The organism is Shewanella acanthi (genome assembly GCF_019457475.1).
GTDB lineage: Bacteria > Pseudomonadota > Gammaproteobacteria > Enterobacterales > Shewanellaceae > Shewanella > Shewanella acanthi.
Genome location: NZ_CP080413.1, coordinates 2129981 through 2145628 on the forward strand (window position 1 = coordinate 2129981; position 15648 = coordinate 2145628).

Annotated in this window: 12 protein-coding genes; 2 read left to right on the forward strand and 10 right to left on the reverse strand. The window is 47.6% G+C overall.

The features are described 5' to 3' along the window. Nucleotides 1-26: 26 nt before the first annotated feature. Both K0H61_RS09310 and K0H61_RS09315 read right to left on the reverse strand, forming a co-directional pair. Nucleotides 27-1871, reverse strand: coding sequence for a putative metalloprotease CJM1_0395 family protein (locus K0H61_RS09310; protein WP_220048843.1), 1845 nt, complete (start codon nt 1869-1871; stop codon nt 27-29). A 2-nt stretch (nt 1872-1873) separates the two neighbouring features. Beyond that, a complete protein-coding gene (locus tag K0H61_RS09315) occupies nt 1874-2137 on the reverse strand; it encodes a chemotaxis protein (protein ID WP_220048845.1) in 264 nt (87 codons plus the stop codon). 303 nt (nt 2138-2440) lie between these two features. Here K0H61_RS09315 and trhA point away from each other — a divergent pair, with 303 nt between their 5' ends. Further along, on the forward strand, nt 2441-3124 hold the full coding sequence (gene trhA, locus K0H61_RS09320) for a PAQR family membrane homeostasis protein TrhA (RefSeq protein ID WP_220048847.1): 684 nt from the start codon (nt 2441-2443) through the stop codon (nt 3122-3124). 130 nt (nt 3125-3254) lie between these two features. On the opposite strand, the gene K0H61_RS09325 is transcribed toward trhA, so the two are convergent. Both K0H61_RS09325 and K0H61_RS09330 read right to left on the reverse strand, forming a co-directional pair. Continuing rightward, complete coding sequence (locus K0H61_RS09325; protein ID WP_220048849.1) at nt 3255-3785, reverse strand: NUDIX hydrolase; 531 nt, start codon at nt 3783-3785, stop codon at nt 3255-3257. Between the two features lie 77 nt (nt 3786-3862). Beyond that, nucleotides 3863-4663 (reverse strand): tRNA (adenine(22)-N(1))-methyltransferase TrmK, encoded by an 801-nt coding sequence (locus K0H61_RS09330; protein ID WP_220048851.1) that lies wholly within the window; start codon nt 4661-4663, stop codon nt 3863-3865. Nucleotides 4664-4856: 193 nt separating this feature from the next. Here K0H61_RS09330 and K0H61_RS09335 point away from each other — a divergent pair, with 193 nt between their 5' ends. After that, nucleotides 4857-6953: a glycoside hydrolase family 97 protein gene (locus K0H61_RS09335; RefSeq protein WP_220048853.1), complete on the forward strand. Its 2097-nt coding sequence runs from the start codon at nt 4857-4859 to the stop codon at nt 6951-6953. Nucleotides 6954-7150: 197 nt separating this feature from the next. On the opposite strand, the gene K0H61_RS09340 is transcribed toward K0H61_RS09335, so the two are convergent. The 6 genes from K0H61_RS09340 to hrpA form a co-directional block, all read right to left on the reverse strand. Next, the gene (locus K0H61_RS09340; protein WP_220048854.1) at nt 7151-7738 is read right to left on the reverse strand and encodes a cytochrome c3 family protein; all 588 of its coding nucleotides are present in this window, start codon (nt 7736-7738) and stop codon (nt 7151-7153) included. Nucleotides 7739-7746: 8 nt separating this feature from the next. Then, the gene (locus K0H61_RS09345) at nt 7747-8232 is read right to left on the reverse strand and encodes a nitrate reductase cytochrome c-type subunit (RefSeq protein WP_220048856.1); all 486 of its coding nucleotides are present in this window, start codon (nt 8230-8232) and stop codon (nt 7747-7749) included. Nucleotides 8233-8242: 10 nt separating this feature from the next. Beyond that, on the reverse strand, nt 8243-10732 hold the full coding sequence (napA, locus tag K0H61_RS09350) for a nitrate reductase catalytic subunit NapA (protein WP_220052612.1): 2490 nt from the start codon (nt 10730-10732) through the stop codon (nt 8243-8245). 2 nt (nt 10733-10734) lie between these two features. Continuing rightward, nucleotides 10735-10992, reverse strand: coding sequence for a chaperone NapD (locus K0H61_RS09355; RefSeq protein ID WP_220048858.1), 258 nt, complete (start codon nt 10990-10992; stop codon nt 10735-10737). Nucleotides 10993-11036: 44 nt separating this feature from the next. Then, nucleotides 11037-11195, reverse strand: coding sequence for a periplasmic nitrate reductase, NapE protein (locus K0H61_RS09360; RefSeq protein WP_011716898.1), 159 nt, complete (start codon nt 11193-11195; stop codon nt 11037-11039). Between the two features lie 491 nt (nt 11196-11686). Continuing rightward, a complete protein-coding gene (gene hrpA / locus K0H61_RS09365; protein WP_220048860.1) occupies nt 11687-15568 on the reverse strand; it encodes an ATP-dependent RNA helicase HrpA in 3882 nt (1293 codons plus the stop codon). Between the last annotated feature and the right edge of the window lie 80 nt (nt 15569-15648).

Below are 15648 nucleotides of genomic sequence, written 5' to 3' on the forward strand. Positions count from 1 at the left end.
AATCGCTTGCACTGTTTACATAAAGCTTAAGCACTGATATCCAGTAATTGCGCACTGTGGATCCCTATCGTGGAAGCATTAAATAGCCCGCGATGCTCCTGTTGGCTTCCCTTATTTGACGCTAACACTGAGGGGCGGGTTGTTTCAGCCGCCTCTAACGTGCTGCCCTTACCACTCGCCCAGGTTTCATTATCATAAACATTACGATAAAAACGCACCGAGGCATTTTGCTGCGCCTCGCGATCGGCGGCGTGGGAAGGTAACTCGACTTCAGACTTCTCTTCGCTGACATCAAGTGTATCTTGTTTTACAGCTAAGGTTGCCGTTGGCAATTCGATAGATTTAGCGTCAACACGATTTTCACCCTCTACCGCGTTAGCGTTAATTGCATTTGCAACTGGCTTCGCAATGGTTTGTTTCAGTCGATTGACCGTCTCGGAAACTAATGTAGGTGATTCAGGCGCAGGAACGATATTGCCATTGGCATCTACCTCACCAGACACTGCAATTTTACGGGGTTCAATGGAAGGCAGTTGGTCGATTTCGGCCTGCGCACCAATCAAGGTTTGTGCCGTTTCAGGCTCGATAACCTGAGACTGCCGCTCTTCTGCCAATTTCGCTTTAGCATCGTTAATTTTACTTAAGGCCTCGGCCGCTACCCTTAAGTCAGCAGATGAAGGATCCACAGGGGCCATGGCGGCAGCGTATACCTGCTTCATCTTAGTGATGGTTGCCAGTGGATCGCCTGCAACGGCAGATACATCGATTTGGACTTCACCATCTGTTGCGTATCGCTGACCATCGCTACCATTTTCATATTTAAAACTGGGACTTTGGGCATATTGCCCGCCGACGGTGGCATGGGCTTGTTCGTGGGCTTTGACCTCAGCATCACGGGATTTTAATGCATTCAGCTGTGCCTGCTGCTGTGCCTGCTGCTGTGCCTGCTGCTGTGCCTGCTGCTGTGCCTGCTGCTGTGCCGCAGCCTGCTCCTTAACCTTATTAATTTGGTCTTTTTGTTGATCCTGCGCCGCTTTTTGCTGAGCCTCGGTACTCTCTTGTTCTTCTTGGTTTTGAGCCTGATGTTGCTCCTTGTTAAAAATGGCGGCTAATGCTTGTTGCCTCTGTTGTCGCTTATCCGCTACAGCTTGAATGTCATCTGCTATGGACTCGGTTTGCGTAGTTGAAGCGCCACGAATAGTTTCTTCGCTTGCAGCTTTTGAGACGGAATTATCAAAGGGCGTAAAAGGCGCTTGGCTAGCAACTGAATTAGCTGGAACCTCCCCCGTAAAAATATCGGCTAACGGAGTTATCTTTGAAGGCACACGGCTAACTCCCGTTGAGGCAGCAAATATTGGGCTGGGAGATGCAGTGTTAAAGGGAATGACGGGTGTAATAGTTGAATAGCCGACGGTAGTAATGCCTCCCGTCGTTACCGAGTCAATGCTTGAAATCGGTTTTGTCGTAACTGATGTCACCGCAGGAGTGGTAACGATTTGCCCTTCTCGCATACTGCCAATGGTGCTAGCACCTGTGAGTAAATTAAAACCACTGAATTCAGCATGTAATGTCGCTTTTGCTCCGCTCGCAAGTTCAGTACTCGCGACATCAAGAACAGATGAAAAAACAGTGGAAGGAATCACATTGGATTGCGTGGTAGCCGGAGCGTCGATTTGCAAGCTTGCTATTGCATTGCCACTCAAATGACTCACATCACTGCTGGAAGAAACAGTATTAACTAAATTCGGTGCACGATTGGAGGGATGGCTTAAAAAAGGCTTATTTTGTGCAGCGGTTTTGTCTGCCCCATGTGTAGGGGATGTCGCTCCAACGCTGGAAGATACCACTCCAATGCCGGCAGATAGCGCCATAATTACACCTTAATATTAATCAAGGTTCCGATGGTTTCAGAATCGGTTTCGAGCACCTTAGCCGAGGCCTCACCTAACCTTAAGGATTCATTCGCCGACAACAGCGCTGATATCTTATCAACTTGCTCAACGGCCTGCGTTGGATCTTGAGGAGAACTCGTTTGGGATGGCGCTGGTTTAGCCACATCAATCGTTGCTTGGGTAAGACCTGATTGAGCGGTTTGCAAGCCTTGTAGGCCAGATGCATAAGCGGATTGAATTTGCATAATGGTCTGTCAATCATTGTTGAACATAGGGTTAATTATTAACCAGCTCAAATGCAAAGTACAGTGACAAATACACTAACTGGGCCATCCTCACTGCAGTGGTTACTTAAGATGACTAAAGAACCATTAGCCCTTACGCCAAGCAGACTTCCCCATCCTTAAATAACCCTTTGTCTGCCTAACCCACGCTAAAGCAAGATTTGTGATGCCACAAAAATTAGCTTACAAGTGTAAGCCGAATATAGATTTCAATACTATCTACTGTTAGACTGATAACATCTCGACCACTATTGAATTCGCCCTATGCCAAGCCAAAGCATGACCCAAACCCCAATAAAAACAGAAAAACCATTAAATATTAGTGGCTATACTCTAAGCGAAGAGATTGCCAACAGTGTCAGTCACGGTCTTGGCGTTATTACAGGCGTCATAGGCTTATGCTTGATGCTACAAAAAGGGGGCGAACACTTAAATCAAGTTCAGCTTACAGGCGTAATTATTTATGGTTTAAGCTTTATTCTATTGTTTTTAAGTTCAACGCTTTATCACAGTGTTACCAGCAATGCCCTTAAGCATAAACTCAAAATCGCCGATCACTGCGCCATATACCTGTTAATTGCAGGGACATACACCCCACTAATGCTTATCTGTTTGCCGGGTAAACTTTCGACCATCATCTTAAGCGCTATTTGGACGCTGGCGATCGCGGGGATCCTCTTTAAAACTCTTTTTATTCATCGCTTTAAAAAGTTAAGTCTGGTGCTCTATCTTGCCATGGGCTGGCTATGTGTGACCGTCATTGGTGATTTGACCGCAGCTATGTCGGAATTAGGCTTCACACTCTTGTTGATGGGCGGAGTATTCTACACCCTTGGGGTGGTGTTCTATGTGGGTAAACGCATTCCCTATAACCACGCAATTTGGCATTTATTTGTGTTAGCGGGTGCGCTGAGTCATTTCTGTTGTGTGTACTTAACCGTCATCTAATTCGGTAGGTCATATTCGCTGTCAAAATTGAATCTTGATTAGCATGTGATTAAATACAAAAGATCCCGCATCATGCGGGCCTTTTGTATTTAATGGCTACTGATCAACCTGCAGCAAGCACAATAGAAGGCTAAAACAATTCTGCCACAATACGCTTGAGTAAAAAGGTTTCCCGCTCTATCGATTGACCCTTTTGCGGATGGTTCTGAATAATGTCTTCGTTATGGGCAATCGCCCTATGAATATTGATCCACTCGGGGCGCATCCCATTTTTAATTTCATGGGCCTCGAAACGCGTTTCCCCAAGTCCCCTATCCCCTAAGGAGGTATCAATACGGCATTGATAGCAGAATGACTCCATATTGACGACATTAAAGCCACTTCGATACCAAGGTCGAAACTCAATATAACGCCCAAAGGGAGACAATACTTCAACAAAAAGCGCCCCAGTTTCTTCCTGCACTTCTCGGATAAGCCCCTGCTCTAGACTTTCGCCATCATCAATCCCGCCACCCGGCAAACTATAGTCGCGGTACTTTTGGGTATAAAGCAGCAAAATATCTTCCCCAGATAACACAATGGCGCGTGCAGCGCGGCGATAGAATACCCTTGCCGTTCGCAAGTTAACTGCGGGATCTTGGGTCGATTTAAGTAGTCGCATTTCTGTCGCTCTTATTATGTCACATCACTTATGGGGTTATATGCCAAGGCAGAAGTTTACTTAGGTAATAACTTACGCTAGTTAACACTACCTTTGCCAGTCACCTCAGCTAAAACCGCTTGGTAGGATTCAACAATCCGTTGACTCTGGGTGAGTTTATTCTCGGGAATGCGCTGGTAATGATGAATAGTTTGCTCTAAATACGCCTTCGCCTTGGCGCTAGCATTGAGGCTTAAATTTCGCCACATGTGTGAGCCTGCTGGCATGATTAAGGCGTCCTGTAGAGCCTCTTCATCCTGTGGCTGGATATTGGTGAGATGCAAAATCTCATAGAAACGGCGATTTTCTTCGAGTAACAGTTCAGATTTAAGACTCAACCCCAACTCTGCCAATGACTCACGCACAAAATAATTATGATGTACGGGACACAAAATAAATTCGAGGTCAAAATGCCGATGGGCTCGCACTATTGCGTCGACCAACTGCACCAGTAACTCACCACCCACACCGGCGATAATGATCAGGTGTTTAGCCTCTTTACCATAAAGGTCTAAGGGTAATGCAGCCACATCTTGGCAATGCACCTGCCAGCAGCTTTGCTGCTGTTTATCCCTGTTGTCATGTAAAGCATCACAGGGCATAGAAGCTTGAGCTTTAGAGGTGCTTTTGGCTTGTTGCTCTGGGAAAAACCGTGCTAAAGCCACCATGAGTTTAGTCATTATGGGCTCAACGCAATCGACAAAATGCACAGTCGGTGCTGCCTGTCGTTGCAGTAATAACATGCCGAGTAATCCATGATCGCAGCAGCAATCCCAAATATGATCGTACTCGCCTAATACCATTTGGTTTATTTGCTGTAGTCGCTGACTGATTTTCACGGCAAAACCCCACGTAGAGCCCTTTAAAGCCGCGCATTCTACCCGAGTATGTGAACCAGCACATCCCTTGATTTCCTTAGAAGTCACTCAACCGACCTGACCAACTGAATACGTATGCAAACCATTGCGGCAAAAAAGCCATCGACACTAGTATTCAATTAGCCAAATTCATTATAAAAACAAGGATCAGGGAATGTTTATTCGACCATTCACCCGTAAACCAAGAGGCATGGCCTCAAAATGCCTAGCTAAGACCTTCACCCCCTCACTCGTTGCATTCACTATCGGCAGTTTTTTTGCATCGCAGGCCATGGCGCAAACCGTCAGTGTTAGTTCCCCCGATAAACAAATAGAAATTCGCCTCAGTGATGATACTGGCAAACCCGAGTATCAGGTGAGTTTCCATGGCAAAACCGTTATTGAGCCAAGCCGTTTAGGGTTGGTGTTTGCAACCCTAGGTGAACTTGGCCAAGGCATGCAGATAAAATCGAGCCAAAGTCAAACCGCAGACCAGACTTGGCAGCAACCTTGGGGCGAGCAGGAATGGATCCGCGATCACCATAACTCGCTCACCACAGTGTTAAGCAATGGCAAATATGACTTAACCCTCGAATTCAAAGCTTTTGATGATGGTGTTGGTTTTCGCTACTACTTAGCGGCACAATCAGCCCTTCCCGCAGGAACACCGCTTAATATCACCGATGAGATCACCGAGTTCAACGTAGGCCAAAGCGATAAGGCCACAGCCTGGTGGATCCCATCCCGCGGCTGGAACCGCTACGAATACTTGTATCGCACGACAAGCCTTAATCAAATCGACCGGGTGCATACACCTTTCACCTTTAAGCTCGGCGATGGCACACATTTAAGTATCCACGAGGCAGCGCTGGTGGACTATGCAGCGATGACGCTAGATCAGCAGCGTGACGGTAAGTTAAAAGCCGATCTCACGCCTTGGTCAGATGGCATTCGCGTTAAAACCCACGCAGGTTTTTATACCCCGTGGCGAACCATTCAAATTGCCGATAAAGCGACGGGGTTACTCAATTCACGTCTCATCCTCAACTTAAATGAGCCGAATAAATTAGGTGATGTGTCTTGGGTGAAACCGGGAAAATACGTCGGTATTTGGTGGGGAATGCATCTCAATGAAAATACCTGGGGTTCTGGCCCAAGCCACGGCGCCACCACCAGTGAAACCAAGCGCTATATGGACTTTGCCGCCACGTACAATTTCGATGGCGTGTTAGTCGAAGGTTGGAATAAAGGCTGGGACGGTGATTGGTTCCATAATGGCGATCAATTCAGCTTCACCGAAGCCTACGATGATTTCGATCTGTCCGCCATTACCGCCTATGGCGCTAAAAAAGGCGTGCGCCTCATAGGTCACCATGAGACCGCAGGCTCAGTCACCCATTATCGTAAACAAATGGAAGATGCCTTCGCCCTCTATGAGAAACACGGCATCACCCAAGTCAAAACGGGTTATGTGGCGGACGGCGGTAATATCAAACGCATCGACGAGCATGGCATCGCCCGTAAGGAATGGCACGATGGCCAATTTATGGTGGGTGAATACTTAAATAACGTCCTTGAGGCGGCAAAACACCATATCAGCATCAATACCCACGAGCCGATTAAAGACACAGGCCTGCGCCGTACCTACCCTAACTGGATTGCCCGCGAAGGTGCCCGAGGTCAGGAATACAATGCCTGGGGCAGCCCACCAAACAGCCCTGAACACACGGCCATGTTGCCTTTCACCCGTATGCTAGCAGGTCCAATGGACTTTACGCCGGGCATTTTCGACCTCGCGCCAAAAGGGCTAGACGCCGAAAATCGCGTGCAAACCACACTGATGAAACAGCTCGCCCTCTATGTCGTACTTTACAGCCCAATCCAAATGGCAGCAGATTTACCACGCAATTACGGTAAACACATGGATGCGTTTCAGTTTATCCGCGATGTTCCAACGGATTGGTATCAAAGTATCGCCCTTGCGGGGGAAGTCGGTGATTACGTGGTCTTTGCCCGTCAAGACAAGGCGCAAAAGGATTGGTTCTTGGGGGCGCTGACCGATGAGAAGCCGCGTAATGTCACGATCAAACTGGATTTCCTCGAACCCGCTAAACGTTATCAGGCGCAAATTTACCGCGACGGCGCTAAGGCCGATTGGAAAACCAATCCCTACGACTATGTTATTGAAACCAAAGAAGTGAATGCAAAGGACAGTCTCACTCTTAACATGGCAAGCAGTGGCGGCACCGCCATTCGCTTTAAGCAGCTTTAACCGAGTATAAGTATCACACTTCGTCGAAGCGGTTTTGATGATTGTTCAACGGCAATAATCAAAGTGGCGGGTATGAATCTATAAGTAGATGGGCGCATTGAGGAGTAATAACGCAATGCGCCCTTTGTATTTGCAGCTTGAACCTAAACAAAAGGCCAAGCAAAAGCTTGGCCTTTTTAAAGGATGGTCATTACAGACTAGAAGCCTTTCACCCCTGACATATCGGGTAAATGATGCGCTATGCCCTTATGACAGTCGATACAGGTTTTCTCGCCACTGGCTAAGGATGTCGAGTGCATCTGCGCGGCCCTTGGAGACTGTCTGGTAAAGTCCATATAGGTAAAGTTATGGCAATTACGACATTCGAGTGAGTCATTCGCCTTTAACCTATCCCATTCATGCTCTGCCAACTCGCGACGTTTGCTTTCAAACTTTTCGCGGGTATTAATGGTGCCGAACACTTTGCCCCACACTTCCTTCGATGCTTGCATCTTACGGGCAATTTTATCTGTCCAGTTATGCGGCACATGGCAATCTGGGCACGTTGCTCTCACACCACTGCGGTTGGTGAAATGGATGGTCGTCTGTAACTCTTGATAGACGTTATTTTCCATTTCGTGGCAACCGATACAAAACTCCTCCCTGTTAGTGTGTTCCAGCGCCGTGTTAAAACCACCCCAGAAGATCACCCCCGCAATAAAGCCCCCTAAGGTTAAAAACCCTAAACTATAGTGCACACTTGGACGATTAAGCACTTGCCAGATTTTTTTGAGTTTATCTAACATGCTGACTCCTAATGGCTTTTCTGTTCTGCATTGGCTTTAATCAGATGATCCATATCCACAAAGTCGTTCTCGACCAACAGTTTTGCATCTAACTGAGGCACATGACATTGAGTGCAAAAATAACGTCTTGGAGAAAGCTCTGCTAAAAAGTTGTTATCCCTATCCATATAGTGAGTCACACTGACCATAGGTGCTTGAGACTCGCCAGTGCGGTGTCTCGCATGGCAAGCCATACACTTATTGACCTTTAGATCGAGCTGATAGCCATCGATCTTATGCGGGATAACGGGTGGCTGCATTGGGTAATTACGCACTTGCTTAACGTCTTTATTGAGCACCGCTTGCATCGCTGGCGGTGTCAACTCAACATCGATCGGTGCCTTACGTAGAGTATCGATTTTGTCATCGGGAATACTGTTTGCCGATACGCCGCTCATCATCAATGTGCCGAAGGCCAGTAAACCCAGTGTTGAAATTAATTTGAATGTTTTCATCCTGTACTCCTTATGCCTTGACGATTTTCACAGCACATTTCTTAAAGTCGGTTTGTTTTGACAGCGGATCTGTCGCATCAAGGGTGACTTTATTAATCAGCTGGCTGGCATCAAACCAAGGCACAAACACTAAACCCACTGGCGGTTTGTTACGACCACGGGTTTCAACACGGGTTTTAATCTCACCCCGGCGAGAGATAACTCTAACTTCATCGCCACGGCGTAAACCGCGTTTTTTCGCATCTTCAGGGTGCATAAAACACACCGCATCGGGGAAGGCACGATAGAGTTCAGGTACGCGTTGTGTCATTGAACCAGAATGCCAATGCTCCAGCACTCGACCTGTTGATAACCAGATATCGTATTCGTCATCGGGCGATTCCGCTGGTGGCTCAAATGGCAGGGCAAAAATGACCGCGCGACCATCGGGTTTACCGTAGAACTCAAAACCCTTGCCTAGTTTAACATAGGGGTCACTTCCTTCACGGAAACGCCATTTGGTTTCTTTACCATCGACAACTGGCCAGCGAATACCATGGGCTTCGTGGTAGGCATCGAACGGCGCTAAGTCGTGACCATGACCTCGACCAAAGGTCGCATATTCTTCAAACAAGCCTTTTTGCACGTAGAAGCCAAAGTGTTTAGCTTCGTTATTCATAAACTTAGGATCGGTATCACTCAGTGGGAATTTGTCGACATTACCGTTCATGTACAACACTTCGAATAGGGTTTTGCCCTTAAACTCAGGATTGGCCGCTAACACTTCCTTCGGCCACACTTCATCGGTGGTGAAGCGTTTTGAGAACTCCATTAACTGCCATAGATCCGAATGGGACTCGCCCGGTGCTTGTACCATTTGGTGCCAGAACTGGGTACGACGTTCGGCGTTGCCATAGGCGCCTTCTTTTTCAACCCACATTGCGGTGGGTAGAATTAAATCTGCGGCTTGAGTGGTAACCGTTGGGTAAGCATCGGAGACAACAATAAAGTTAGCGGGATTGCGATAGCCTGGAAGCCCTTCTTCATTGATGTTCGGGCCAGCTTGCATATTGTTATTCACTTGCACCCAGTAGCAGTTCAAGTCGCCATCTTTCAGGCGGCGATTTTGTTCAACCGCATGGTAGCCCGGTTTTGGCGGAATAATGCCACTTGGGATTTTCCAAATCTCTTCAGCGTGTTTTCTGTGCTCAGGATTCGTTACGACCATATCTGCTGGTAGACGGTGTGAGAAGGTACCGACTTCTCGGGCAGTACCGCAGGCCGAAGGTTGACCGGTTAAGGAGAACGGACTGTTACCGGGCGTTGAAATCTTACCTGTCAGTAAATGAATGTTATAAATCAGGTTATTACACCACACACCACGGGTATGTTGGTTAAAGCCCATGGTCCAAAATGAGGTCACTTTAGTATCGGGATCGGCGTACAATTTAGCCAGTGCAATCAACTTATCCTCTGGCACACCTGACATCTTACTGACTTTCTCAACCGTGTACTCAGCGACAAACGACTTGAAGGTATCAAAGTCGATTGGGGTAGAATCCCCCGCCGTCTTCACATTTTTGGCTTTTTGTTCAAGCGGATGAGTTGGACGTAAACCGTAACCAATGTCTGTGGTACCTTTGTGGAAGTTGACGTGTTTGTTCACGAAGTCCCAATTCACTTTATCGTTTTGAATGATGTAGTTAGCGATAAAGTTTAGAATGGCCAAGTCGGTTTGCGGCGTGAACACCATAGGGATATCCGCTAAATCGAATGAACGGTGCTCGAAGGTAGACAGCACTGCCACTTTTACATGGGGAGCACTGAGGCGACGATCAGTCACGCGAGTCCACAGAATTGGGTGCATTTCGGCCATATTGGAGCCCCAAAGCACGAAGGCATCAGCCGCTTCCATATCATCGTAACAGCCCATTGGCTCATCGATACCGAAGGTACGCATAAAGCCCACAACCGCAGAAGCCATACAGTGACGCGCATTCGGGTCGATATTGTTAGAGCCAAAACCTGCCTTCATCAATTTAACGGCAGCATAACCTTCCCACACAGTCCATTGGCCAGAACCAAACATGCCCACCGCTGTTGGTCCCTTAGCGTTAATCGTCTCTTTCCATTTTTGCGCCATGATATCAAAAGCGCTATCCCAACTGATGGGGGTAAACTCACCGTGTTTGTCATATTGACCATTGGTCATTCTCAGCATTGGCGTGGTTAAACGGTCGCTGCCATACATGATTTTCGATAAAAAATAGCCTTTTATACAGTTCAGACCACGGTTAACTTCACTGTTGGCATCGCCATGGGTGGCAACCACTTTGCCATCACGGGTGGCCACGATAACCGAGCATCCGGTACCACAAAAACGGCACGGCGCTTTATTCCACTCTAATTTGGTTTGCTCAGAACTGGTGATCAAATTACTTGCCCCAGCAGGTAGGGCTAAGCCTGCAGCTCCGGCTGCAGCAATCACGGCATTCGCTTTGATAAAGTCACGTCTATTCATGTTCATTCTTCACCTTCTTCGAGTTGTTCACTCTGGTGGTAAACCATGGTGGCGGATAGGACGCCAGGAATGGCATTGATTTTTTCGATACCGTCCATCAAGGCACGTTGGGAATCACCTTCAAGTACGACAACGAGTTTTACGTTGTTATTGACAGAGAGTTCGGCATTTTCAATCGCCATAATGTGCTGCCTAACGTCTGCCATTTTCTGTGGCATAACTTGCACCACGAGACTTGTGATATGAAGCTCTTTACTCATCTGACACTCCGCATAAAAACCTGTAGTTATTGTTCTTTTTTGAGTTAACCTGCCCCAGGTGGACCGGTAAATATTTGGCTAAACCAAATGGCGAAGCCCAATCCACTGACCAGCAACACCGAAAGCAGTGGTGCAAGAAATACGGTTAAAAAGATAAAAATTTTAAGTTCTAAGGATTTTTCTGCTGCGCTGTTAGCACTCATGCGTCCTCCAAGAGACCGGTTCCTGTGATGGATAACTCTCTCGCCAATGCAGGAATAAAAGGTATATCGATTACATCTTTGATCTACATAGCAATCATAGCATTAAGCTGTTAACAAACTGTATACCTCGTAATTGGTAAACCGAGCCTGAGTTGATCCAGATCATCTATTTAGCGATATTTTCAGTTAGCTCATGGTTTTTAAGTACTTTAACAAGTTATTTGAGTAGCTTTTAATTGAATTAACTGATTAGGAATGACGCAGATTGATTAAGAAATGGCTTAAGCGGGGAATATAAATCACTGAACACAAGAACATTGTTGGCCTTGCTAGTGTGAAGTCGTGAACGGACAACAACTCGTTAAGAAAAAGAAGCTAAAGATACGGATTTTCCAATCACCTTTCTCCTCTAGATAAAAAAGCCGAGTCAGTACGACACTGACTCGGCTTTCTTAACGGGTAAAGTAAATGACGTGAATCGTTACGCGAAATTAACTTAGCAGGATATGATTTAAAATCCGTTTTTCAGAAATCGGATATGCGGTACCAAGTGCCTGGGCAAAGCAAGACACACGGTATTCTTCGATCATCCAGCGCGCCTCAATCAGTGCAGCGGGGGTGGGCTGCGAGCGTGGCACCTTAGCCAATTGCGCAGTGAGTGCATCCTGCACCTTAGTGATACTTTGCATATGCAAACGGTCACGGGTCGGATCTACGGGCAGTTTCTCGATACGGGTTTCAATTGCCTTTAGGTAGCGCCCCACATCGCTTAACCGTTCCCAGCCACAGGCCTCAACAAATCCCTTGAACACTAAATGGTCTAATTGGCTTTGAATATCACTCATCGCAAAGGCGACATCTAAACTAATTTTACCCTTAGTGCGCTTTTTAATCGCTTGGTAAATTGTGAGGATTTGCTCAACCTTTAACGCGATTTGTTCAGCCTTAGGATTAAGCTCCTGACGCACCCAATCCTTAGCTTGTTCGAACTGCGCCGCATCACGCACATCGAGCGCTTTCTCATCGAGAAGTTGCTGCACCGCCGCTGCAATAATGTCATCAATCAGAATCTGCACTTGGCCAAAAGGATTAAAATACATCGCCAGTTTTGCCTTGTTAGGCAGCGCCTGCTGCAGGTGTTTTACCGGTGATGGGATATTGAGTAACAGCAGTCGTCTTAAACCTTGGCGGTGGGCTGATTGTGCCTCAAATTCATCATCAAATAATTTGATAGCAACTGAATCCTTATTATCAATTAGCGCAGGAAATGCCCGCACCTGATAATTACCCTTTTGCTGCTCAAACTGTTTCGGTAAGTCGCCAAATGACCATTCGGTCAACGCTTCTTTCTCAATGCCCTTATCCGCTACCTGACGAATGGCCTTGGCTACTACGCCCTGCAGCTCGGCTTTTAAGGTATCAAGCACCCGACCTTCGGCAATTAACTTACCCTTGTCGTCCTCAATCTTAAAATTGACCTGTAAATGCTGCCCTAGCTGAGTTAAATCAAAATCCTCAGGCGTGACCTTAGTGCCACTCATGCGCAGTAACTGTTTGCACATGGCATCGAGCATACTGGCGCTAAAGGGTTGCATCGCCTGCACACAGGCGCGGGCATAATCCGGCGCGGGCACAAAGTTACGTCTTAATCCCTTAGGGAGGGATTTAATTAGCGCGACACATTTCTCCTCACGCATTCCCGCCACCAGCCAATCGAAATCGGTATCATCGATTTGATTAAGTAGCGCCACCGGAATATGCACTGAAACACCATCATCTGTGGCAGCCGGATCGAAATGATAGCTAAGCTGCAGGCGGATATTGCCCTTATGCCAACTGTCCGGGAAATCGAGCGCAGAGATATGATCGGCACTGCGCTGCATTAACAGTGACTTATTAAAATCGAGTAAGTCGGGCTGAGTGCGGCGCGCTTCCTTCCACCAGGTAAAAAACTTAGGCGCATTGTAAATGCCCTCGGGAATACGTGGCTCATAGAAATCCATCAGCACTTGCTCGTCCACCAAAATATCGCGGCGACGTGATTTATGCTCAAGTGCTTCAACGTCCTCGAGCAGCTTTTGGTTAGCAATAAAGAAGGCTTCTTTCGTCTGCAGTTGCCCTTCGGCCAGCGCGCTACGGATAAAAATCTCACGGGCTTCAATGGGATTAATCGGGCCATATTGCACACGGCGGCGGTGCACAACAGTTAGGCCATAGAGCACTTGGTTTTCAAGCGCAATCACACTGCCCTGCTTGGCCTCAAAATGGGGCTCTAAGTGATTCTTTTTAATCAGATGCACGGCTAATGGCTCGAGCCACTCTGGCTCAATTTTGGCGCAGCAGCGGGCAAAGAGTTTAGATGTTTCTGTCAGCTCCGCGGCCATGATCCACTTAGGGCCTTTTTTGGCTAAGGGCGAACCTGGGAACACAAAAAACTTGCGGTTACGGGCACCTAAATATTCGTTGTTATTGTCCTTAAAGCCGATATGGCTTAGTAGTCCAGACAACAACGCGCGGTGCAGCGCATCGTAACTTGCTGGCGTATCATTTAAACGCCACTTAAGGTCATGCACCGCCTGCTTAAGCTGAGTATATAAATCCTGCCATTCTCGCACGCGCAGGTACGCTAGGTATTCATCGCGGCACTTTTTACGGAACTGACTGGCGGATAATTCCTTTTGTTGATCTTTCAAGTACTGCCACAGATTGACCCAGCCGACAAAGTCGGAATTTGCGTCAGCAAAGCGGCGATGGGCCTCATCGGACGCCTGCTTTTTATCCATCGGACGCTCGCGCGGATCCTGAATCGACAGGCCCGCGGCAATCACTAACACTTCCTGTAAACAGCCAAGGCTATGACTCTCGACTACCATGCGCGCCAAGCGTGGGTCTACCGGAATTTGCGATAATTGACGCCCCAGCGGCGTTAATACCAGATTTCCCTTCTGCTGCTTAACCGCCTGTAATTCTTCAAGTAGTAAGAAACCATCGCGGATATGACGCGCATCGGGCGGCTCAATAAAAGGGAATGCACCGATATCGCCGAGGCCAATCGAGAGCATCTGCAAAATAACCGATGCAAGGTTGGTTCGCAGAATTTCAGGATCGGTAAAGGCTGGACGGCTATTAAAATCCGCCTCGTCGTATAAACGAATACATATACCTGGCCCAACACGGCCGCAGCGACCTTGGCGCTGATTAGCACTCGCCTGTGAAATCGGCTCAATTGGCAGACGCTGCACCTTAGTGCGGTAGCTATAACGGCTTATACGCGCCGTACCTGGGTCAATCACATAGCGGATGCCGGGCACAGTTAATGAAGTTTCAGCCACGTTAGTCGCCAGTACAATGCGACGGCCAGTGTGACTACTGAAGACCTTCGATTGCTCACCGTAGGAAAGCCGCGCATACAGCGGCAAAATCTCGGTATCGCGGTAATTACGTCGAGATAACTGCTCAGCGGTATCGCGAATTTCACGCTCACCGTTCATAAAAATCAGAATATCGCCAAGACCTTCGGCCACTAGCTCATCAACAGCAGCAAAGATACCTTCGATTTGGTCGAGATCTGCCTCGCTGTCTTGCACTAATGGGCGATAGCGGGTTTCAACCGGATAGGTACGGCCCGAGACTTCGATAATAGGCGCATTATTGAAATGCTTAGAGAAACGCTCTACATCGATGGTTGCCGAGGTGATGATAACTTTGAGATCGGGGCGCTTCTTAAGAATTTGCTTTAAGTAACCCAAGATAAAATCGATGTTAAGACTGCGCTCGTGCGCCTCGTCGATAATGATTGTATCGTATTGATCCAAATAGCGATCCGATGTGAGCTCCGCCAGTAAAATACCGTCGGTCATCAGCTTAATGTAGGACTCACTCTTGAGTGCATCGGCGAAACGCACCTTAAAGCCGACGACTTCGCCGAGCGGGCTTTGCAATTCTTCGGCAACACGACTCGCCACACTGCGCGCCGCTAACCGCCTTGGTTGGGTATGGCCGATAAATCCGCGGCTGCCTAAGCCTAATTCCAAACAGATTTTAGGAAGCTGGGTGGTTTTACCCGACCCCGTTTCACCGGCGATAATCACGACTTGGTTCTCACTGATGGCTTTAGCGATTTCATCGCGCATGCCGCTCACGGGCAAATTGTCGGGATAATGGATTTTAGGGCGAGCCTTAAGACGTTGCTCTACCTTTTCGAACGCTGCTTGCGCCTGCTCAGCAAGTTTAGCTAATTCTTGGGTTTTCTTATCAGAATCGGCTTCTTTATTGAGCTTAAATAAACGGCGGCGGATCCGCGAGGCATCACTTTGAAAGCACTGCTTGAGAAAAGCGCTCGATAGCGGATGAGTGTCAGAGTTCAAAACCAAATTCCATTGCTAGCATCGAAAGCTGCGATCCTAGCAAGGAATGTGGCGTATTGGTACGACTAATTTGACATCAACAGGAT

Coding starts and splice junctions, on each gene's coding strand:
- napA (WP_220052612.1), bottom strand. CDS start 10,732: ATGAATAGACGTGACTTTATCAAAGCGAATGCCGTGATTGCTGCAGCC.
- K0H61_RS09310 (WP_220048843.1), bottom strand. CDS start 1,871: ATGGCGCTATCTGCCGGCATTGGAGTGGTATCTTCCAGCGTTGGAGCG.
- K0H61_RS09335 (WP_220048853.1), top strand. CDS start 4,857: ATGTTTATTCGACCATTCACCCGTAAACCAAGAGGCATGGCCTCAAAA.
- K0H61_RS09325 (WP_220048849.1), bottom strand. CDS start 3,785: ATGCGACTACTTAAATCGACCCAAGATCCCGCAGTTAACTTGCGAACG.
- K0H61_RS09340 (WP_220048854.1), bottom strand. CDS start 7,738: ATGTTAGATAAACTCAAAAAAATCTGGCAAGTGCTTAATCGTCCAAGT.
- trhA (WP_220048847.1), top strand. CDS start 2,441: ATGCCAAGCCAAAGCATGACCCAAACCCCAATAAAAACAGAAAAACCA.
- K0H61_RS09345 (WP_220048856.1), bottom strand. CDS start 8,232: ATGAAAACATTCAAATTAATTTCAACACTGGGTTTACTGGCCTTCGGC.
- K0H61_RS09355 (WP_220048858.1), bottom strand. CDS start 10,992: ATGAGTAAAGAGCTTCATATCACAAGTCTCGTGGTGCAAGTTATGCCA.
- K0H61_RS09360 (WP_011716898.1), bottom strand. CDS start 11,195: ATGAGTGCTAACAGCGCAGCAGAAAAATCCTTAGAACTTAAAATTTTT.
- K0H61_RS09315 (WP_220048845.1), bottom strand. CDS start 2,137: ATGCAAATTCAATCCGCTTATGCATCTGGCCTACAAGGCTTGCAAACC.